Here is a 20,024-nt window from a genome sequence, read left to right on the forward strand (position 1 = left end):
GCTCAGCGCTTGCTCAGCACAGCCACACAGCGGCCGCACAGGGTGGGATGGCTGGGATGGTGGCCGACATCGGTTTCCACGTGCCAGCAGCGTTCGCATTTCCGGCCCATCGCCCGGGCGATCCGCACCGTGAGACCCGCCTCATGGGCCTCGGCCAGGGAATCGGCCAGGGGAGGCTGGGCCGGATCACGCCGCTGCAGTTCGGAGACGAGCAGCCAGTCGGCCAGGTCATCCACCGTGGGGTGCGGGCTGGCGTCCAGCCGGGCCAGGGCCGGGGCCAGGGCGGCGGCGGCCGCCCCCTCACCGAGCTCAAGTTCGATGCGCGCCTCCAGGGAGGCCCCCAGGGTCCCGGCGCTGCGACAGCTCTCCAGCTGCCGGTTCACCAGAGAGCGCAGCTCCAGGATCGGCCGCAGCGGCTCCACCAGGGCCGCCTCGCGCCAGGAGGCGGCCGCCACCGGCCAGCCCCGCTCGAAGACGGAGCGCTCGGCCACCGGATAGGGCAGGGCCTGCCAGATGTCCTCGGCCATGTGGCAGAGCACCGGGGCGATCAGGCCGGCCAGTCGCTCCACCACCAGCGCCAGCACCGTCTGGCAGCTGCGGCGGCGGAAGGACCCCGACGCGCTCACGTAGAGCCGGTCTTTCGCGATGTCGAGATAGACGTTGGAGAGGTCCACGACGCAGAAGTTCTGCAGTGCCTGAAAGAAGCGGTAGAACTCGAAGCGCTCGAAATCGCCGCTGACGGCCTCGATCACGCTGGCGGTGCGCTCCAGCATCCAGCGGTCGAGCAGCGGCAGATCGGTGATCGGCACCCCGTCGGTGGCGGGATCGAAATCGTGCAGGTTGCCGAGCAGATAGCGGGCGGTGTTGCGCACCTTGCGGGTCACATCGGCCAGCTGTCGCACGATCCCCGGCCCGAGGGGCACATCGGCGGAATAGTCCACCGAACTCACCCAGAGCCGCAGCACGTCGGCGCCGTAGGCCGGCTCCTGCTTCTCGTTCCTGCCCCCCTCCACCAGCACGGCCGGATCGACGACGTTTCCGAGTGATTTGCTCATCTTGCGGCCCTTCTCATCGAGGGTGAATCCGTGGGTGAGGACGCGGCGGTAGGGGGCGGTGCCGTTGACGGCCACCGACGTGAGCAGGCTGCTCTGGAACCAGCCGCGGTGCTGGTCGGAGCCCTCCAGGTACAGGTCGGCGGGATAGCGCAAGGGAGTGGGATCGGCGACCGCCACCAGGCCCGCCCCATCGTCGGCAAGGCCCCCCAGCACCCCCGCCCAGGAGGAGCCGGAGTCGAACCAGACGTCCATCGTGTCGGTGCCCTTGCGCCAAAGGGCGGCCTCGGCGGCATGGGAGGGTGGCAGCAGCTCGGCTTCGTCCGCCTCCCACCAGATGTCGGAGCCGTGCTCGGCGATCAGGGCCTGGATGTGGGCGAGGCTGCCGGCGTCGAGCAGCACCTCGCCCGTGTCCCGGTGATAGAAGACGGGGATCGGCACCCCCCAGGTGCGCTGGCGGCTGATGCACCAGTCGCCCCGCTCGCGCACCATCGCCTCGATCCGGTTGCGGCCGCTGGCGGGCAGCCAGTCCACCGCCGCGATCGCCTCGAGCGCCTGAGCGCGGAACCCCTCCACCGAGGCGAACCACTGCTCGGTGGCGCGGAAGATCGTCGGCTTCTTTGTGCGCCAGTCGTAGGGGTAGCGGTGGGCGTAGCGTTCTTCCCGCAGCAGGGCGCCGGCGGCCCGCAGGGCGGAGATGATCGCCGCATTGGCGTCCTGGAGCACGTTCAGGCCGGCGAAGGGGCCGGCCTCCGCCGTCAGGGTGCCCGCCTCGTCCACGGGGCAGAGCACCGGCAGGCCCGCCTTTCGGCCGGTCAGGAAGTCGTCGACGCCGTGACCGGGGGCGGTGTGCACCAGGCCGGTTCCCGCTTCGGTGGTGATGTAATCGCCGCCGATCAGCACCGGGCTGGTGCGATCGAGCAGGGGATGGCGGTAGCGGACACCTTCCAGCTCGGCGCCGCTCAGGGTGAGCAGGGGCTCCAGGTTCAGCTGGAGGCTCTCCCGCAGGCTCTCCACCAGGGCGGCGGCCACGATCAGATGGCGGCTGCCGCGGTACCCGCCTCCCCCACCATCGCCACCCTGGTGGACGCGGCAGAGGGCGTAGTCCAGCGCGGCGTTCACCGAGATCGCCAGGTTGGCGGGCAGGGTCCAGGGGGTGGTGGTCCAGATGGCGACGGCCAGCTCCCCCGGGGCAGGCGTGGTGGTTGCCCCGGGCGTGGACAGGCCGATGGCGCTGAGGCGGTCGCCGAGAGCGGCGGGCAGCTCCAGCACCGGAAAGGCCACATAGACGCTGGGGGAGGTGTGGCCATCGGGGTACTCCAGCTCGGCTTCCGCCAGGGCGGTGCGGGAGCTGGGGCTCCAGTGCACCGGCTTGAGGCCCCTGTAGATGTGTCCGGCGAGCACCATCCGCCCGAAGACACCGATCTGGGCTGCCTCGTACTCCTTCTGCAGGGTGAGGTAGGGCGTGTCCCAGTCGGCCCAGATGCCCCAGCGCTGGAACCCGGCCTTCTGGAGGGCCACCTGCTCGAGGGCGTAGGCGTGGGCGCGCCGGCGCAGCTCGATCGCGGCGAGCCCCTGCCGCTCCTCAGGGGAGAGGCCCTGCAGCACCTTCAGCTCGATCGGCAGGCCGTGGCAGTCCCAGCCCGGCACGAACCGCGCCCGCCGCCCGCGCAGCAGGGCGTACTTGTTGTTGATGTCCTTGAGGATCTTGTTCAGGGCATGGCCCACGTGCAGCGGACCGTTGGCGTAGGGCGGGCCGTCGTGGAGGGTGAAGACCTCGCCCGGGTTCTGGCGGCTCAGCCGCTCGTAGATCCGTTGCTCGGCCCAGAACGCCTGCAGCTCGGGCTCCCGTTGCCTGGCGTTCGCCCGCATCGAGAAGGGCGTCTGCAGCAGGTTGAGGGTGTCCTTGTATGAAGCCGGGCTGGCGGTCACGGCGCCTGGGGGGGCAGCAAGGGCGAATTATCGACCCCAGCCCCCGGCCGGGTCGCGGGATCCCCTTCACCGCCATCGGGCTCGCTGAGGGCATCGGGCGCATCGGCCGGCGTTTCCCCTCCCGCCGGCTCCGCGGCCGGGTCAACCGCCGCCTCCAGCTCCGCAGCGACCGGTGCTTCCGCTTCCGGCTCCGGCTTTGGCTCCGGCTTTGGCTCCGGCTTTGGCTCCGAGGTCACGACCCCAGCCTCAGCTGCACTGGTTTCGGCCGCGACGGCCTGGCGCAGCAGGGCATCGACCTCGTCGAAGGAACGCACCGTGGCCAGGGGTGTGGCCTGGGCGCTTTCCGCCTCCGTGCCGGAGTCGGTGATGGCCGCGGGCTCCTCCGCCGGTATCGGGGCCGGCTCCTCCTCCGCCGTGTTCGGCGCCCCGTCCCCGGCCGGGTCGGGCCGCACCCAGCGCTTCGTGGCGGCCGGCTGCCTGGCCGCGGCCTCCCGGCGTTGCCGCAGCCAGGCCCCCAGACCGCCCAGGCCAGCTCCCACGACGCTGATCGCACGCACCAGGGCCGCGCCCAGCTGGCTGAAGCCGGTTGTCCAGCGTTCGGTGGACCAGAAGCGACTCCGCTCCTCGCTGCTCAGCTGGCTCCAGCGCGCCTGGCCCACCTCGGTGCCCAGCCGGCCGATCAGCAGACCGGCGCAGAGGACGGCCAGCATCGGCGCGCCGCTCAGCCGCTCGGCGCTGGTGACGAGCACCAGCCCGAGCAGCAGCACCAAGGCGCCCCAGACGGCATCGCGGGGTCGGCCCAGTTCCGGCACCAGCAGGGGGATCAGCAGCACCAGCAGTCCGGCGGCCAGGGCCAGCGTTCCGCCCAGGGTGGCAAGCATGGCGGGACAGGCAGCGGAGCGTTCATTCTGAGCCGCTCGATACAGTCGGGGCCAGGCCCACCTGGCGGAATCGGTAGACGCGCTGGTTTTAGGTACCAGTGACTGCGGTCGTGGGGGTTCAAGTCCCCCGGTGGGCATCGCACCGGCCGGCCGGAGGAGCTCCACGGCGATGGGCACCGGGACGGTCCCGATCACCCCCCCCCGGTCAGTCTTCCCAGTGTTCGCTGCAGGCGCAGGCGGTTGGAGTGCTGCAGCAGCAGACAGGGCAGGTTGAACAGCGTCGCGAAGATCAGATTGACCAGCACGCCCCGGGGGGGCAGCCACAGCGCCGTGATGATCCAGCAGGGCCACAGCGCCCCGTGCACCCAGGCGGCCCGCCGGGTTTCCAGGATCAGGCGCTGCAGGGCGGCCGGATCGCGGCGTACCAGGTCCGCCTTGAGCATTCCACCGGGCAGGGCGTTTCCGGCATCCGGAATCCAACGCTTCCAGTGACGGATGCCCAGACAGGTCGGATCGAAGGCCTTGCTCTCCCCTGTGCCGGGCCCCATCGGGGGCGAGCCGACCGGCTGGAGGGCCGCATCGGGCAGGTGATTGGCGATCGTCCCGATCACGACCGACCCGATCAGCCAGAGGGCGGCCGAGCTGAGGATTGCGACCAGCCAGGGCTCGGGGGCCATCAGCGGGTGGAGACGGTGCGCCCCTTCCAGCGCACCTCGCCGCGCTCCAGATTCAGAATCGCCTGGAGGAATACACCAAGGAAGAACAGCACCGGAATCGGGAACACCAGGTTGATCCAGCTGAAGCGCCCGACCCGGCGGGTGAGCAGCCACAGCTGGAGGGCGAAGGCCCCGTAGAGCCCCAGGTTGGGCAGCAGGGCGGGATCGCCCACCAGCGGCCAGCCCAGCAGGGAGGCCGGCAGGCACCAGGCGGCCCAGAACAGACCGGAGAGCCACAACAGCACCGCCAGCATCCGGGGCCCGCTCACTTCCCCGGCAGCGGTGGCGAAGTTCTTGTTGAAGCCGGTCACCATCTCCCTCAGCCCGCCGGGATACATGCGATAGGTGATCTGGCTGTCCCCGATGAAGGCGCTCACCGGCAGTCCCGCCTGCTCGAACCGGTGGGCCAGGAACCAGTCCTCCACCACCTTGCCGGCCACGGCCTCATGGCCGCCGATGCGGTCGTAGTCGCTCCGGCTGGTGACCATCGCCGGACCGAAGGCGACGCCGCCGTGGGGCCCGAGACGCACGGCCAACAACCCCACCAGGTTGAACAGCACCGAGAGGTGCTCGTAGGGCTGTTCGGTGCGGTGGTAGGGCTGGACCGACACCAGCCCCCCCAGCTGCTGATGGGTGGCCAGGAGCCGTTCGAGGAACGCCGGACCCGGCTCGGTGTCCGCATCGAGAAACACCAGCAGGTCGCCTTGGCTGGCCTGAACGCCGTGATGCAGCGCCCAGGTCTTCCCGCACCAGTGCGGCGGCAGCGGAGGCGGTTGCAGCAGGCCGACGCCAAGCCCTGGCTCGCTCGCGGCGACGATCGCCGCGGTTCGATCGCTCGAATGGTCGTCAATGACGATCAGCTCCAGGGGCTGGAAGGTCTGACGGCGCAGGGCGGCGAGCAGGCGGGGAAGCGTGGTCGCCTCATTGCGGGCGGGAATCAGGACGGACACCCTTGGCCGGCTCTCCAGGGCGATGGCCGGCAGCAGGGACATCCGCAGGCAGAGCAGCCATCCCAGCAGCCAGCGCACCAGCAGGGAGATCCACAGCCACTCCATCGCTGGCCTGCCCCAGAGTTCCGCCACGCCAACGGTATGCGGATCGTTGACCGATGGCTGCGGCAGGGAACGGGCCGCCCCGGTCTGGGCCGCCGCCCGCCCTCGCCAGCGGACCGATCGCGGCACGCTCTGGGGCCGCTCAGCGGCGATCGGGTCCCAGGCGTTGCGCCAGCGCGCGGAAGAAGGTGATGTACTCGGCCGGTCCGCCGGGGAAGAGGGCGTCGAGGTGGAGGGGATCCTCGGGGTCGGTGAGTCCCCGTAGGCGGCCATCGGCCTGACCGGGGCGATCCACCTCTCCACCACTGCTGTCCACCAGCAGCACCCGGTTGGGCCGATCGAACAGCTCTCCGAGTTCCTGGAGCAGCAGCAGGAAGCCACGATCGCTGCCGCCCCGCAGCCATCCCACTCCCTCCGCCGCCGGCACCGACGTGATCGTGTCCCCCACCCCCACGAGGCGGGGCATGGTGGCGGGATCGATCCGGCGGCGGGCCAGGGCCAGCAGGCTGGGGTGATCGTGCGGGGCCGTGCGCACGTTGAAGTCCTCGCCCAGGGGGGGCGAGCCCGTGCGCCGGGCGATCGTCCGGTTGATCAGCACCAGCAGCCCCACCTCCTTGAGGGCACCGCGCAGCAGCAGTTGCAGATCGGTGGTCCCGGCCTGATCGGCTGTCGCGGGTTTGAGCTGTTCCCGGTCGCCGACCCGGCCGAGATTGGGGGCCAGATGGAGGAAGAAGGCGTCTGCCAGGCCAGCGGCGGCGGCATCCTCCAGCAGGTCCTCCATCAGCGCCATCGCCACGCGCTGCAGCTCCCGCCGCCGGGCCCCATCCCCGCGGATCAGGTTGAACAGGGGATTGAGATTGAGGCTGGGAGAGAGGGCGTTGTCGAGCACAACGGCCCCCACCAGCCGGTCGCGCTCCGGCTCCGGCACCTCTGCGAGGATCTCGCCCAGGCATTGGCGCAGCCGGCGGGCCAGCTGGCCGGGAACGGCGGCCAGGAAGCGGAGCTCCTGCCCGCTCACGCCCGGATGGCTCAGCCGGCCGTAGCGGTCCTGCAGCTGCACGCCACCGGCGGCCAGCCCGGGCAGGTAGAGGCCGTCGGCGGCGGGATCGCCCGTCGCCCCAATCGCCTCATCCACCAACCGGTTCACCCCGCAGGGTCCATCGTGCTCACCGTTGGTGAGCACCTGAAACCGGCCCGCCAGTCGCCGGGCCGCGCGCACATAGCGGGGATCGAGCCGGCGCCGGCGCGGATCCTTCACCAGGTCCATGCAGACCCCGTCCAGGTCCTGGATGATGAGCAGGCTCCGGTCTTCGGCCAGGTCCTCGAGGAGTTCCGGTCTGCTCGGCGACGGCATGGCGCTCGGCGATGGCAAGGTGGTCCGAGGCGGGCGGGGCCTCGGTGTCCTCAACCTTGGCGGATCGGGAGCATCCGTCCCGGGGTGGGAGGACTCCCGGGGCCGGCACGGCCGCAGTCGGGGCCGGAGCGAGAGGTTGATGCAGCGCGATCGAGAGCGAGGAGGGACTCCCCTCCTCCGGTTCGGTCTGGTCCTGATCTTCACGCTGACCTTGATCAGTGCGGTGCAGGTCCGGGCCCAGTGGTCGGTTCCCGGAGTCCAGGAGGAGTCGGCCCCGGTCGCTCCGACGACCCAGTGGTGGGACCTCAGCAAGGCGGAGCGCTGTGGGCGCCGATGGTGCAGTGAGGTGTTCATTCCCTATGGGCCGCCGGCCCCGGGCGGAACCCCCTTCGTCGTGGCGGTGGACGGAAATCAGAGTGCAACCGCCGCTGAAATGAGCAGGCTTGTGGAGCGACGCTCCGAGACGATTGAAGCCAGTTTCCAGGCGGTGGTTGAGCAGCTGAGGCGATCGGACCGGGCTGTCTCTGATGTGAACCCGTTGGACGGGTCCGTTCCGGATCTGTCCGGAGATGGCCGGTCCATGCGCTGGTGGATGAGCAGGCCAAAACCCCTGCACCCCCTGGCACCGAGGATGGAAGTCGGTGTTCAGAATGATGCGACGGTCATCTTTGCCGTGGCCAATACAGAGATCAACTTGGCTCAGCAGATCATCGCCACAGTCACTGATGCGGATGCGCAGAACGCCGGCATCAGCAAACAGGATTTAGCAGCCCGCTGGCGCCAGGACCTGCAGGGGGCGATCAGTGATGCGGTCTGGGGGATTTCCTTCGATCAAGCCTATCCCTATGCGCGCCTGTTGATTGCTGCAGCCATTCTGGCGATCACGGGGATGATCTTCATGGTCGTGTCATCCCTGGGCAGGCTGCTTCGCGAGCGCTATCGGATCGTGCAGGGAAAGCTGAATCGTCACGATGCTCGGCTGAAGGAGAAAGCCATGGATCCCCAGGCCGTCTCCAGCCAGCCATCTGAGCGCAAGAAAGTCATCAAGTTCAGGCCAGTCAGTGTCATTGTTCGTCCCAGGCCTGATCCAGGTCGGCATGGCGTTGCCGATGGATTCCGCGGGGCCCTTCAGACGATCAAGGACCGGTTGTTCCATGGAGTTCCCCGGCTGGAGATGGACCGACGTGCCTTGATGCGCCAGGGTCAGAGTCTGGTGCGAGTGCTGCTGCAGATGCTCAATCTGCTCCGATGGAGTGTCCTGCTGGCTGGTCTGCTGAGTGGGTTGCTGGTCTGGCCCGGGACCCGTATCGTGACACTGGCACTGGCTCAACAGGCAGTTCTCATCCCGCTGATCTGGGTGATGGTCTCGATCAGTGAACTGTTGATCGATCTGTTGGTGAATCGTTCGATCAACCTGTGGGTTCGGGACTCGGTCATCCACCACCCGTTGTCAAACCGCTATCAGATGCGGGCGTCCACGTACAGCCGAGTGCTGAAGGGGGCGGGCCGGTTTGTCTGTGTGGTGATCGGCATCTACGCCACACTGATGACGTTGGGGGTGGATCCCAATGTGCTGGCGGGGGCCGGCCTGCTGGCGGTGGCTATCGGGTTCCTGTCCCGAAACATCCTGGAAGACATGATGAACGGTGCCCTCATTCTTGTTGCTGATCGCTACGCCATTGGTGATGTGATTTCGGTGGGTGCTTCCAGCGGATTTGTTGAAAATATGGACCTTGCTTCCACCCAGCTTCGTTCAGCGGATGGGGAGTTGATCACGATTCCGAATAACCAGATCCGTACGGTTGCCAATCTCTCAAAGGATTGGTCTCGTGTCAACTTTGAAGTGGATGTTTCAGCTTCTGCTGATCTCCGCCATGCTTTGCTGGTGATTCAGCAGGTGGCCGATGCCCTGTACAGGGATCCGGAATGGAAAGGCATGATCCTCAAGCCAGCTGAAGTGCTGGGTGTTGACAGAATTGCTCACTCCGGAAGCCAGGTGCGCGTCTGGATCACAACGTCCCCCTTGAATCAGTGGGCTGTTGGAAGGGAGTTTCGACTTCGTGTGAAACAGGCATTCGATGCGAACGGCATTGCCCTGGGTGTGCCCCAGCGCCGCCTGGAGGTTGATCATCCCCAGCCAGGTGATCCTCCAACCGGTTGATGGGCTCAACCCCTGGACGCACCCCTGGCGACTCCCCCCGCTCCTCACGGGGAGGGTCTGGCGGGGAAGCGCAGCGGAACGAAGATTTCGTTGCCATTGGCGGGATTGGTGTAGGTGGCATTCCCCTGGATCAGCACCTCCCGCCGCCAGGTCCCGCCGAGCCGGTCCCGGAGCACGGAGGTGGGGAAGCCTTCCTGGATCAGCTTGTAGGTCATCGAGACTCCGTCACGCCAGTCGATGCGCACTCCCCCCGGGAGCTGGGTGTCACGGCAACCGAGCCGGCGGCCGTTGAAGCCACAGTCCTTCCAGAGCACAGCGGGATCCGGAGTCCGAGGCGAGGATGGCCCCCGGGCCCCTGAGGGGACCGGCTCCGGGGCAGCGCGCACCGGGGCGAGTGCCGCGTGTGCCGCGAGGGCGGCTCCCAGAAGCGCCGCCATCCCGGCGGGTGGGCCCAGGCGTGCCGCCGCGACGGATCGGATCGAGGGGCGCCGTCCCGGCGCTGGGGGTGCGGCGGCCATGGGGGGCGGGCCAGGTTCCGGCAGCCTATGGCCCCCCGGAACGACCCTCCCGCCCCACCGCTCCAGGCGCGGCCTGCCAGGATCACCCCCGTCCCCTTGCTCCGTGCGGACCATGTCTCGCCCCGGCTCCAACCCCAGGTTCCGCCAGGGTCTGGCCCTGGCCGCCGCCCTCACCGCCGCGCTGGGCGCCGGACCGCGTCAGGCCCTGTTCGCCACCCGCGCCGAGGCGGAAGCGGCGGCCCCCGCGTTCAACTGCAGCGGTGCCCACCGGATGGGCGATCTGTGGATGCCCTGCGCCCGTCATGGCGGCAGCCGCGGCGGCTCCGGCGGCGCCCAGGCCACTCCGATCCACCCCTGATGGGCCGCACGGATCTTCCGGTGACGCCCGGGTCTCTGGAGGTGGCGGCACTCCCCTCCGCCGTTGCTTGTGGCGGGCAACCCCGGCTCGTGGCGATCGGCATCGCCCCCCTGGGCATCGTCTCGATCGGGATCGTGCCGATGGGGGTCGTGAGCATCGGTGTGGTGCCGATGGGGGTGATCAGCATCGGCGCCGTGGGGATGGGGGTGATCAATGCCTGCGTCGTGGGAATGGGTGTGCTCGTCGCCGGCGTGAGTGTGATGGGGGTGTGGTGGGCCGGCCTGGAGGGGATGGGGGTGGTCCGCCTTGGTTCCCCCGCCGCCCAGCAGCGGCCCCATCAGCACCAGGGGGGGGGCTCGGGCGCCCATCTCACCGCCTACCCGAGCCGGGAGGAGGCGCTGCGCAAAGCCCGGGAACTTGGCTGTCAGGGGGCCCATCCGATGGGGACGTACTGGATGCCCTGCGAGGAGCATCCGGCTCCCTGAGGGCAGGCCCTGGTCCTCGACCCGTTGCGCCGGTCCGGTCGCAGCTAGGACGGCAGGGCGCAGGCAAACTCCAGCCAGCGCCGCTCCACCTGCTCGAAACAGGCCGGTGGGGCCGTGTGGAGGTTCCGCAACAGGGCGATCAGGTCGGAGCCGTTGCCGCGCAGCAGCACCACCACTTCCCGGGCAGGGTCGTAGCTGCCGAGGGCGGCCAGACTGGGGCGGATCGCCCCGGGCCCCAGCCCGAGGCTCCGCAGCCGGGCCGCCACCTGATCACGCCGCACATACCACCGGCTGAACGTCACGCTCCGGTGCCGCCAGTCGAATTCCGTCGGGATCGGCTCGGGCAACACGCAGATCAGCAGCCCGGGTCCGTTGCTTCCGTAGCCCTGCCAGGCGGCATGGCCGATCAGCAGAGCGTTCTGCTCCAGGAAGCGGGGCTCCCAGGAGCTGGAGCAGGGTGATGCCGGCTCAGACAACGGCATCGGCCTGCTCCGGGATGGGCACCAGACGACGGGCGGTCCGATCCCAGAGGAGAAACCGCGAGCAGGCCGGCAGGTCGCCCAGATGCAGGGTCGGCACTCCGGCCAACAGGTGCGCGTTGGCTAGATGGGCGGCCCTGAGGTGGTAGTTCGGGATCCGCTCGGAGAGATGGTGGATGTTGTGATATCCGATCTCGGCGGTGAACCAGCGCAGCACCGCCGGCAGCTCCAGGTGACTGGTACCTTCAAGGGCCCCCTGAAGAGAGTTCCAGCCCTCGCTGGGATGGGCATAGGCCCCGACGAAGATGTGCTGCACGAAGAAGATCCAGATGAAGATCGCCGCTGCACAGGTCAGCGTCAGTCCGTACAGTCCCAGGACCCATCCATAACCCAGGGCGTGGCCCGCCAGGACCAGCCCACCGATCACGCAGACATTGTTGAGCAGCAGATCCCAAAACTCGGCCGTGCGGGGAACGGCCCGGGCTCGAAAAGCCGCCGCGATCGCCTGCAGCAGAGCCAGTCTGGGCTGGATGGCGAGGTAGTAGAAGCCGCCGGGAAAGGCCATCAGGGGATGGCGCAACAGCACGTACATCCACTGCTTCCCAGAATCGAGCCGGGCGAAATCCTCCGTTGTGAGGAAGTCGGCCACGCCGCGGTAGCGCTCCCAGTCACCATTGGTGCGATGGTGAAACGCGTGATCTGTTGACCAGGCCAGTTGGGGCACGGCGTTGACCAGCCCGAGGATGAAGCCGCCAATCCGGTTCAGCCAGCGGCTCCGAAAGAGCGACTGGTGACCGCAATCATGCATCAGGGAAAAGCATCTCAGGGAGAAGAGAACCAACAGAGCGACGAGGAATGGCAGTGCCCAGATGGCCCGCCGGGAGGCTTCAAGGGCCAGGGCCCAGCAGAGCAGATAGGGGCCGACAGAGTTGAGGATCTGGAGGGCACCGCGCCCGTCGCTGCTGTGGACGTAGGGGGCCAGAACGAAGTCGGCCCGCCGGATGTCGGCGGTCATACGGGGGGACGTTGAAGGGCTGAACGGAGAAGGCCGGGACCGGACCAGAACGTGTCAGCAGCGCTCCGCAGGGGGGGTGAGCGGAGCGATGGAATCCATCCACCCCAACGGAGTGGACGGGGCGGTTGGGCTGGCGCGTGGTCTGCGGGACTCCTAGCTGCGGAGGAAACGGCCCCGGAGGCGCCACGGATCGGTGCTGGTCTGGTCTGCTCCCGGCGCCGGCGCGCTTAGCCGGGACGGCTTCCCGGGACCAGCGATCCCAGGCCAGGATGACAATGCGGAGCGGATCATCTGTGCCTCGCAGATTGGTGTGCTGTGGACAAGATCGGCGGGTATCCTGACTAGGAAAGCCATGGCTTTCGTCACAGTTGCGGGACAGCGCCGGATTCACACCGGTCTTTCCCCCTTGCCTCCGGCGGCTGGTCCCCGCCGAAACCGATTGGGAGGCAAGCTAGCAAGCATGGCGCCGTCCTGGCTGAATCAGCGCGAGGGTGTGCTGGGCTGGCGCCCCGTGTCTTCCGATGCGCGTCGCAGGCGCACTCCTCCCGATTCGAAGGCTGGGCGAGGAGAGGCCTGAAGCGATCCACCCCAGACCCCGCTGGATCAGCCCCCTGCCTGCCCCTGGAGATGGCGTCGTGCCACGCATGCACCCATCGGCGTGGGCCGATCCAGTCCTTCTCCCCGAAACGTCTGGACAACCCCTCCTCCGGGACCACCGGCAGGAGGGCCGACAGCCTGCACGGCTGATCATTCCGCTCCCCCAGCGGCGGATGATGGCGCCGGGTTCAACCCCCGAACCGGACCGGGCGTGACGGGCCCGGGCGACCGTGCGGTGGGCTCCCCGCCCAGGCATCCGGATGGAAGGGAATGCCCTGGGATCGATCCGGTTGGCGCCCCCCGCCAGTGTCTGGTGGCACCGGCGGGGGGGTTGCAGCGCACAAGGCGGCCCCGGGGACGGTTCGTAGGGTCCAACCCATGAGCACGCTTCACGACGGTGGTAAGGGCTTCGCGGCCGATGCGATCCGGCTGCCCTGCCCGCTGCCAGGCGACGCGAGCGGCCCCATCGGCGGCCACGATGAACCCTGGGCCTCAGGCCAGCGCAAGCGCTATCTGGCCAGCCTTGAGTCACCGTGTGACGCAGGCGACTCGCGTGGGTGATGGCGCCGATGGTGCCCACCGGCCGTTCCGGGCAGGCTGAATGGCCCCGGCCCGGATCTGATGGCTAGGCATGATCTGGAGCGACTGGTCACCGACGCCGAAGCCGATGCTGATCTCGGCGAACTGCTCAGACGGTGCCGGTCCCCCGAGGATCTGGTGCTGGCCGCCCGGCAGCTGGGCTATCGCATCACCGGGCTCGACCTTCGACGGGCTCGACAGGAACATCGGCGCGAGCGAAAGACGCCGCAACAGGGCGATGCCAAGCTGCGCTGTTGAGCCGCCGCCGTCTTCTCAGCCTCGTTGAGGTCGTGGTCGTGATCAACACAGCCTGCTGATGAAGTTGCGAGCAGCACATACCCCTGGCTGTTGCTTATACCTTGGGATTGAAGCTTAACCTCCTGATTAACTGGACAGTTTAGAAATTCACTTTCTCAGCAGCATCATGTCCGCAGGATTGACGTGCGAGGAGCAGAGAATCGTTGAGGCCGCCCGCTCCGCTGGCCTGCTGGCGGATTGTCAGTCCATCGCCTACGCGCCCGAGCGGCTCTGCCTGGTGCTCTCGCTGGCCCTGGTGCCGCTGACGCTGGGAATCTCCTTGATTCTCTGCCCCTGCCTCTGGGCGCTCCAGCATGAGCGCACCGGTGCGCGCCTGCGGCGGCTCCGTCGGGACCTGGCGGGGCGGCGGAGCAGGGAGCGTCCTGGGCTGGCGCTCGGCTCGACGGTCCCGGGCTGAGCGAGGTGCCGGTCCTGGTTCCGGCTTCGTTCCCCGTCCCTTCCGGTGGCCTCAGACCAGGCCCGGGCAGGCCCGGTCGCCCCGCGGGGCTCCCTCCAGCAGCGTGCGGGCCACGAAGGGGGAGGTCATGGCCCGCAGCAGGGCGCTGTAGTTCAGTGCGAAGCCGATTTCGGTTCCCACCGGCACGGCCACGCTGCCGGTGTCCAGCACCAGGTGGTCGCTGCTGGCCCCCAGCAATTCCATGCCGTCGGGCGCTGTCAGCCCGGTGGCATCCACGTCCTGCAGGCCGAGGGCCAACAGCACCCGCCAGCGCTCACCACGATCGAGCCGCTGCGTCACCGGGCCGAAAGCGCCCTCCCGGCAGGTTCCCCAGGGGAGTGTGGGCTTGCAGTTCGCTTCGATCACCTCCCCCACCAGGCGGAAGGCATCGGTGCGCAGGCCCCGGATCGGCCGGCGGTTCAGGGGCTCGCGGCCCAGCAGAATCGCTTCGCCCAGGCGCAGATTGTTGATCCGGCCCACCGAGCTCCGCCGGGCCCCGTCGGCGTTCAGCAGCCAGGGCAGATTGGCGGAGTTTCCGCCCGAAACCACCGGCAGCACGATGCCGAAGGCCAGCTCCAGCGCCGTGGCCAGGCTGGAGAGTTCGGCCATCGAAGCCTGGGATGGCGCCACCCCGTTCTGGCAGCCCAGGTTGGTGCCGAGCCCCACCAGATCGAGTCCCGGCAACTGCAGCAGCCCCGCCGTGATTGCTTCCAGTCGCCGCGGCAGGACCCCCTCGCGCAGATCGCCCAGCTCCACCATCAACAGCACGCCATGGCGGCGGTCCTGGCTGATCGCCGCCGCCGAAAGGCCCGTCAGCACGGCGGGCTCGGTGTTCAAGCTGATGTCGGCCGCTGCCACCACCCGCGCCACCTGGCTCACCATCGGCGAGCGGATCAGGGTCAGCGGCAGAGCAACACCGCTGCGGCGCAGCGCTTCGATTGTTTCGATGCGGGGCTCGCCGATCCCGCTGACACCGGCGGCGGCCAGCAGCGTGGCGATCCGCGCCGAGCCGAGGGTCGCCTTGGTCACTGCCGTGATCGAGACGCCCCGGGCCGCCAGGCGCTCCACCAGGCTGCGGGCGTTGTGGGCGATGCGATCGAGGCGGATCTCCAGCCGTGGCGCCGTCACAGGGTGGCGGCGGCGGCCTCCGGGGTCAGTTCAGGGAAGGCCCGGAGCACCATGTCCACCAGCCGCTGGGGCGGGCGGGTCAGGGCATCGGTGACGGGGAGACCCAGTTCGATCTCGTAGAGCGCGATGGCCGCCGTCACTTCGGCCTCGCTCATCCCCTCGTGGTTCAGGCTCAGACCGACCACCCGCGTGCCGGGGGAGAACGTTTCAATCAGATGGATTTCGCCAGCCGGCGTCGGCATGGCGATCTGGGGGAAGTCGCTGAGTCGGGTCCGCATCGGGGCGTGCTGCAGGATCACGGCTTGGGGTTGGGCACCGCGCAGGATCGAGGCCGAGCTGAGGTAGGCGGGATGGCTGAGAGCTCCCTGCCCCTCGATCACGATCAGATCGGGTCGCTCCGCCTCGTAGGCCTCCACCAGGGCGGCTTCCACCTCCCCGGAGCAGAACTGGCAGGGAATGGCGTCGAGGGCGATGCCGTGGCGGGCTCCCTGCATCAGCCCCGTCTGCCCCGTTCCCACCATCACCGCCTTGAGGCCTCGCGCGTTGAGGGCCCGGGTGAGGATCACGGCCGTGGTGCGTTTACCGATTGCGCCATCGGTGCCGAGCACGGCGATCCGTTTGCAGGGCAGGGAGGCGCTGCGCCCGCGGAACAGGTGCAGATCCCGCTGGGCCGGCGGGCGACGCACGTCCACGATCGCCACGTTTCGCGCGGCCGCCGCCGCCGCGAACTCCGGGTCGTCGTTGAGGAACTCGTGCAGCCCGTTGATCAGGTGCAGCCCGGCGCCGATCCCCTCAAGCAGCACGGCCCGTTCCGGAGGGGTGAGCCTGCCGCTGGAGGGAGCCACCCCGACGATGAGCAGATCGGCCGGTGGGCCGCTCCGCCGCAGGGCCCCGGCCAGATCGGTGTGGATCGGGATGCCGTTGGCGGCACCGTCCAGCACGCGGCCGGCATCCTGGCCGGCCAGCTGGCTGTCGATCACTGCCAGGATGCGGTAGCGCTCCGAGTGGCGCACCAGACCATTGGCGGTCTTGCCGTCGATCCGGCCGAAATGGCCTTCGCAGTACACGATGGCAGTGGGCATGGCCGGCAGGCCGTGCCCTTCTGGAAGCTTCAGCATCCGAGGCGCTCTCCTGGGTTCAAGCTCAGAGGAGGCGACCGAATGGTCCGCTCGGACCGGATCGGAGCGGGGATACCAGAGGTCCCCACTAAGTGGGACAGACCCGCCAATCCTAGGGCAGGCCTGGCCTGGGATCGGCCGCTGCCGGCCGCCCGCACCACCCTGCCAGCTTTGAGGCCGCCTGGGAGCGGGCCAGGGCGCGGGCAGCCGGCAGGGCCGGCTCCAGGCGCAGGGAGCCGAACGGCGGCAGGGGGCGGCTGCGCAACCAGGCCCCCCAGCGGAACTCGTGGAAGGGGATCAGCGGGGCCGCCGCGATCACCTTCTCCTGCTTGAGCTTCCAGACCAGGCTGCGGTACGGATCATCCTCCAGGTCAAGCAGGCTGCCGGGAAGGCGGTGCGGGGACCTGGGACCCTGGCCGCGGCCGTCGTGCAGATAGAGCCAACCGCGGCTGAGCAACTCCGCCAGCGCGGACTCGGGGCCGTGGGTCACGAGCTGGAGGGCCACGTAGCCGAAGGCGGTGGCGTCAGCGTCGAGCTCCAGCAGTGCCCGCAGCCGGTGATGGCGATCCACCATCCAGAGGGCTCCATCGGCACCGCGCACCAGGGGAACCGGCTTGCCGCGCAGGTACCGCCGCCGCTGCTTCGTGCTCTCCTCGCCGAATTCAGCCTGACGCTGGCGGATCTCGGCCAGACCCACGCAGAGCTGGGTCGGTTGGAGCTCCGCCACCGCCACCTCCACCAGCTGATCAGGGGAATCGGGCGGCGCTGGCAGGCGCTGGAAGGGGGGCAGGCGCAACGGCATCGGACGCTCAGCGCAGGTTCTCGCGTTGGAGGAAGACCCGGATCAGCTTTTCGTCCATCAGACCCAGCCGCGCCCGGGGCGCCTCACCGCAGCGCTCGAACAGCTCCAGCAGGGTGGCGGCGGAGACCCGGTGGCCATGGTGGGAGGCCAGCTCCTCCACCTGCTGGGCGGTCTCGATCAGGTTAAGGGCCTCCCGCAGTTCCGGCTCGGCTTTGATCCGGCCCAGGAAGGCGAAGATGTCTTCAATGTCCTGGCTCATGGGCTCCAAGGGAAGAGGGACCCTGGCCATTCTCCGCCTTCGCGGCCCCCGCCCGGACCCGCCCCCGGACTCGTCCGGGACCGCCGGGCGATCCCGAGGGATGGGATGGGCCGATCGTCGGAAGGCACTGACGGGGCAAATCGGCCCCCCTTGAGTCGATCGATTCTTGAAGACTCGTTAATCCTTCCATAACGCATCAGGCCTGATTCGGTTGCTATCAGTGTTCTGCTCCCCAAACGGCTGTTCCGATGACCTTCGCCAAGAAGGCCCTTGTCTTCGCTTCCCTCGCCGCCCTCGGGGCTGGTGCCACGGCCACGGCCCAGAGCACAATCAATGGTGCCGGGGCCTCCTTTCCCTCTCCGTTCTATCAACGGGCCTTTTCCGACCTGGCCCGTGCCGGTGGCCCCAAGGTGAATTATCAATCCGTGGGTTCCGGTGCCGGCGTTCGCCAGTTCATTGCCGGTACGGTGGATTTCGGTGCCACCGATGAGCCGATGAGTGCCGCTGATATGGGCAAAGTGAGCCGCGGTGTGGTGCAGTTCCCCGCAGTGGGTGGAACAATTGCCGTTGCATACAACAAACCAGGCTGTACTTTAAGGCTGACTCAGAAACAACTGGTTGACATCTTCCTGGGGACCATCTCCGACTGGAAACAGTTGGGCTGCTCCGCTGGGAAAATCAGTGTCGTGCACCGTTCAGACGGTTCCGGCACCACCTTCGCGTTCACCAATTCGCTCTCGGCGTTCTCCCCCACCTGGAAGAGCCGGGTGGGTGAAGGCAAGTCGGTCAAATGGCCCGTGGGAGTGGGTGGCAAGGGCAATGAAGGGGTGTCAGGGGTGATCCAGAACACACCGGGCTCGATCGGCTATCTCAACCAATCCTTTGTGAAGGGCAGGATCAAGGCTGCCGCCCTTCAGAACAGGGCTGGCAAGTTCGTGCTTCCCAATGAGAAGAGTGGTGCCGCTGCCCTCAACAACATCAAGCTGAATTCCAGCCTGGCTGGAGAGGAACCCAATCCGGCCGGTGCCGACAGCTATCCCATCTCCACCCTCACCTGGGTGCTGGCGTACCAGAGGGGCAATGGAGGCAAGGCGGCCTCGATCCGTCAGGCATTGAGCCATCTGCTCAGCACCGGTGCCCAGTCCAAGGCGGATGAATTGGGCTATGTCCCCCTGCGGGGCTCCATCCTCAACGCCTCCAAGCGGGCGGTGGCCAGGATCGGCAACTGAATTCCGTTCGCCGGGGGGGCCATCGGTCTCCCCGGTTGCCCCGGGCGGAACCCTTAGTCCACGCTTAACCGGTCGCTCATCGGCCCTTTGCCCAGGTTGTCAGTTGTCCTCCATACACTCCGTTGGTGTTTCCAGGAACTGATCATGGTTTCGACGCCCTTTCGCGACGCCGGACGCAGCAGTGGGATCAGGGAAGTCCTGGAAACGAGTTACCGCAATCGCAATCTTCTCCACATCGCCGCCGGCAGTGCCGTTCCCCTGCTCAAGAACAACATCTGGCTGGTGGTGCGGGGCATGGTGAAGCTGGAAGCGGTCACGATCCATGGCGATCCGCTGCTGCTCGGTCTGGCCGGCCCGAGCGAACCCTTTGGTGAACCGCTCACCACCGTGCAGGCCTACGAAGCCGTCACCCTCTGTGACAGCGACCTGCTCTGCCTCTCCTGCGCCGAGATTGAACAGGCGCCCCATCTGGCCATGGCCATGCTGCAGGCCGTGATCAGCCGCTACCGCCAGGCCGAAACCCTGCTCTCCCTGCTGGGTCTGCGCCGAGTGGAGGAGCGGGTCCGGGGCTTCCTGGAACTCCTGGCCCAGGACTATGGCCAGGCCTGCGACCAGGGCCTGCGGCTCAATCTTCGCCTCACCCATCAGGAGCTGGCCAGCGCCCTTTCCACCACCCGCGTGACCGTCACCCGCGTGATCGGCCTGCTGCGCGATGAGGGCTGGCTCCAGATCGATGAGCAGCGTCACCTGGTGATCAGCCATCTGCCCAAACGCCTGTGATTCAGGCCCGGGTGGACCGCAGGAATGGCCTAACTTCAGGGGACCTCTCCACGGGCACGATCCCCCCCATGCCCTGCCTGCTCATCGTCGATGACGACGACGGCATTCGCACCACCCTGGCCGAGGCCCTGCAGCAGGAAGGTTTCGAGGTCGCCTGCGCCGCGGACGGCCGCCAGGCGATCCAGCAGCTCGATCGGGCCCAGCGACCGGGGGCCGGAGGCTTCGATCTGGTGGTGCTCGATCTGATGCTGCCGGGCGTGGGTGGTCTCGATGTCTGCCGGCATCTGCGCCGGGCCGACACCCAGACACCGATCCTGATGGTCAGCGCCCGGGACACCGAAACCGATCGGGTGCTGGGCCTCGAGCTCGGTGCCGATGATTATTTGGTCAAGCCGTTCGGCCTGCGGGAGCTGGTGGCCCGTTGCCGGGCCCTGCTGCGCCGCTCCCAGCAGAGCCAGGATCGCTTCCCGGTGGCGGAGGTGATCAACCATGCCGAACTCACCCTCTTCCCCGACGAATTCCGCGTCACCCGCCATGGCGAGACGGTGAATCTCTCGCCGAAGGAATACCGGCTGCTGGAATTCTTCATGCAGAATCCCGGCCGCGTCTGGAGCCGCAACCAGCTGATTGATCAGGTCTGGGGCACCGATTACGTGGTGGATACCAAGACCGTGGACGTGCACATCCGCTGGCTCCGGGAGAAGCTCGAAGCCAATCCCTCCGCCCCGGAGCACCTTCTCACCGTGCGGGGCTTCGGCTACCGCTTCGGTTGAGG

Annotated in this window: 20 protein-coding genes, 1 tRNA gene and 1 riboswitch; of the genes, 9 read left to right on the top strand and 12 right to left on the bottom strand. The window is 68.2% G+C overall.

Features of this window, described 5'->3' with window-relative positions; all coding sequences use genetic code 11:
- Positions 1-2: 2 nt before the first annotated feature.
- Positions 3-2,984: an isoleucine--tRNA ligase gene (gene ileS / locus ACWJI7_RS09310; RefSeq protein ID WP_479937371.1), complete on the bottom strand. Its 2,982-nt coding sequence runs from the start codon at positions 2,982-2,984 to the stop codon at positions 3-5.
- Positions 2,981-3,865, bottom strand: coding sequence for a Ycf66 family protein (locus tag ACWJI7_RS09315; protein ID WP_479937373.1), 885 nt, complete (start codon positions 3,863-3,865; stop codon positions 2,981-2,983). Before ACWJI7_RS09315 ends, ileS begins: the two co-directional genes overlap by 4 nt.
- A 55-nt stretch (positions 3,866-3,920) precedes the next feature.
- Here ACWJI7_RS09315 and ACWJI7_RS09320 point away from each other — a divergent pair.
- A tRNA-Leu gene (locus tag ACWJI7_RS09320) sits at positions 3,921-4,002 on the top strand.
- Positions 4,003-4,056: 54 nt separating this feature from the next.
- Here the strand turns inward: ACWJI7_RS09320 and ACWJI7_RS09325 are convergent.
- From ACWJI7_RS09325 to stpA, 3 genes are all read right to left on the bottom strand, one after another.
- Positions 4,057-4,542 (bottom strand): glycosyl-4,4'-diaponeurosporenoate acyltransferase CrtO family protein, encoded by a 486-nt coding sequence (locus ACWJI7_RS09325; RefSeq protein WP_479937375.1) that lies wholly within the window; start codon positions 4,540-4,542, stop codon positions 4,057-4,059.
- Positions 4,542-5,663 (bottom strand): glycosyltransferase family 2 protein, encoded by a 1,122-nt coding sequence (locus tag ACWJI7_RS09330; protein ID WP_479937377.1) that lies wholly within the window; start codon positions 5,661-5,663, stop codon positions 4,542-4,544. Before ACWJI7_RS09330 ends, ACWJI7_RS09325 begins: the two co-directional genes overlap by 1 nt.
- A 112-nt stretch (positions 5,664-5,775) precedes the next feature.
- A complete protein-coding gene (stpA, locus tag ACWJI7_RS09335) occupies positions 5,776-6,987 on the bottom strand; it encodes a glucosylglycerol 3-phosphatase (RefSeq protein ID WP_479937379.1) in 1,212 nt (403 codons plus the stop codon).
- Between the two features lie 346 nt (positions 6,988-7,333).
- Here stpA and ACWJI7_RS09340 point away from each other — a divergent pair, with 346 nt between their 5' ends.
- Complete coding sequence (locus ACWJI7_RS09340; RefSeq protein WP_479937381.1) at positions 7,334-9,148, top strand: mechanosensitive ion channel family protein; 1,815 nt, start codon at positions 7,334-7,336, stop codon at positions 9,146-9,148.
- A gap of 44 nt (positions 9,149-9,192) precedes the next feature.
- Here the strand turns inward: ACWJI7_RS09340 and ACWJI7_RS09345 are convergent, their stop codons facing one another.
- Positions 9,193-9,462 (bottom strand): hypothetical protein, encoded by a 270-nt coding sequence (locus tag ACWJI7_RS09345; protein ID WP_479937383.1) that lies wholly within the window; start codon positions 9,460-9,462, stop codon positions 9,193-9,195.
- A 316-nt stretch (positions 9,463-9,778) separates the two neighbouring features.
- Here ACWJI7_RS09345 and ACWJI7_RS09350 point away from each other — a divergent pair, with 316 nt between their 5' ends.
- Together ACWJI7_RS09350 and ACWJI7_RS09355 are read left to right on the top strand one after the other, a co-directional pair.
- A complete protein-coding gene (locus ACWJI7_RS09350) occupies positions 9,779-10,024 on the top strand; it encodes a hypothetical protein (protein ID WP_479937385.1) in 246 nt (81 codons plus the stop codon).
- Positions 10,024-10,509 (top strand): hypothetical protein, encoded by a 486-nt coding sequence (locus tag ACWJI7_RS09355; RefSeq protein WP_479937387.1) that lies wholly within the window; start codon positions 10,024-10,026, stop codon positions 10,507-10,509. The genes ACWJI7_RS09350 and ACWJI7_RS09355 overlap by 1 nt, the downstream gene beginning before the upstream one ends.
- Before the next feature lie 44 nt (positions 10,510-10,553).
- Here ACWJI7_RS09355 and ACWJI7_RS09360 read toward each other — a convergent pair whose 3' ends face one another.
- Together ACWJI7_RS09360 and ACWJI7_RS09365 are read right to left on the bottom strand one after the other, a co-directional pair.
- On the bottom strand, positions 10,554-10,991 hold the full coding sequence (locus ACWJI7_RS09360; protein WP_479937388.1) for a hypothetical protein: 438 nt from the start codon (positions 10,989-10,991) through the stop codon (positions 10,554-10,556).
- Positions 10,978-12,003, bottom strand: coding sequence for a fatty acid desaturase (locus ACWJI7_RS09365; RefSeq protein ID WP_479937390.1), 1,026 nt, complete (start codon positions 12,001-12,003; stop codon positions 10,978-10,980). The genes ACWJI7_RS09360 and ACWJI7_RS09365 overlap by 14 nt, the downstream gene beginning before the upstream one ends.
- A gap of 310 nt (positions 12,004-12,313) precedes the next feature.
- A riboswitch (cobalamin riboswitch) is annotated at positions 12,314-12,458 on the bottom strand.
- 763 nt (positions 12,459-13,221) lie between these two features.
- Here ACWJI7_RS09365 and ACWJI7_RS09370 point away from each other — a divergent pair.
- Both ACWJI7_RS09370 and ACWJI7_RS09375 read left to right on the top strand, forming a co-directional pair.
- Positions 13,222-13,437 (top strand): Nif11-like leader peptide family natural product precursor, encoded by a 216-nt coding sequence (locus tag ACWJI7_RS09370; RefSeq protein ID WP_479937391.1) that lies wholly within the window; start codon positions 13,222-13,224, stop codon positions 13,435-13,437.
- A 166-nt stretch (positions 13,438-13,603) separates the two neighbouring features.
- Positions 13,604-13,894: a hypothetical protein gene (locus tag ACWJI7_RS09375; protein WP_479937393.1), complete on the top strand. Its 291-nt coding sequence runs from the start codon at positions 13,604-13,606 to the stop codon at positions 13,892-13,894.
- A gap of 51 nt (positions 13,895-13,945) precedes the next feature.
- Here ACWJI7_RS09375 and ACWJI7_RS09380 read toward each other — a convergent pair whose 3' ends face one another.
- The 4 genes from ACWJI7_RS09380 to ACWJI7_RS09395 all read right to left on the bottom strand — a co-directional run bounded on the left by ACWJI7_RS09380 (position 13,946) and on the right by ACWJI7_RS09395 (position 17,240).
- Positions 13,946-15,061, bottom strand: coding sequence for an alanine/ornithine racemase family PLP-dependent enzyme (locus tag ACWJI7_RS09380; protein ID WP_479937395.1), 1,116 nt, complete (start codon positions 15,059-15,061; stop codon positions 13,946-13,948).
- Positions 15,058-16,143 (bottom strand): N-acetyltransferase DgcN family protein, encoded by a 1,086-nt coding sequence (locus ACWJI7_RS09385; protein WP_479937397.1) that lies wholly within the window; start codon positions 16,141-16,143, stop codon positions 15,058-15,060. The genes ACWJI7_RS09380 and ACWJI7_RS09385 overlap by 4 nt, the downstream gene beginning before the upstream one ends.
- Before the next feature lie 148 nt (positions 16,144-16,291).
- Positions 16,292-16,981, bottom strand: coding sequence for a ParB-like protein (locus ACWJI7_RS09390; protein ID WP_479937399.1), 690 nt, complete (start codon positions 16,979-16,981; stop codon positions 16,292-16,294).
- Between the two features lie 7 nt (positions 16,982-16,988).
- On the bottom strand, positions 16,989-17,240 hold the full coding sequence (locus ACWJI7_RS09395; RefSeq protein ID WP_479937401.1) for a Nif11 family protein: 252 nt from the start codon (positions 17,238-17,240) through the stop codon (positions 16,989-16,991).
- A 248-nt stretch (positions 17,241-17,488) separates the two neighbouring features.
- Between ACWJI7_RS09395 and pstS the strand changes: the two genes are divergently transcribed.
- The 3 genes from pstS (at position 17,489) to ACWJI7_RS09410 (ending at position 20,022) form a co-directional block, all read left to right on the top strand.
- Positions 17,489-18,469, top strand: coding sequence for a phosphate ABC transporter substrate-binding protein PstS (pstS, locus tag ACWJI7_RS09400; protein ID WP_479937403.1), 981 nt, complete (start codon positions 17,489-17,491; stop codon positions 18,467-18,469).
- A 144-nt stretch (positions 18,470-18,613) separates the two neighbouring features.
- Positions 18,614-19,249 carry a Crp/Fnr family transcriptional regulator PtrA gene (gene ptrA, locus ACWJI7_RS09405; protein ID WP_479937405.1) on the top strand — a complete coding sequence of 212 codons (636 nt, stop codon included), beginning with the start codon at positions 18,614-18,616 and terminating at the stop codon, positions 19,247-19,249.
- Positions 19,250-19,317: 68 nt separating this feature from the next.
- On the top strand, positions 19,318-20,022 hold the full coding sequence (locus ACWJI7_RS09410; RefSeq protein ID WP_479937407.1) for a winged helix-turn-helix domain-containing protein: 705 nt from the start codon (positions 19,318-19,320) through the stop codon (positions 20,020-20,022).
- Positions 20,023-20,024 lie beyond the last annotated feature (2 nt).

The sequence above is a fragment of the Cryptocyanus atlanticus LEGE 06306 genome (assembly GCF_056633155.1).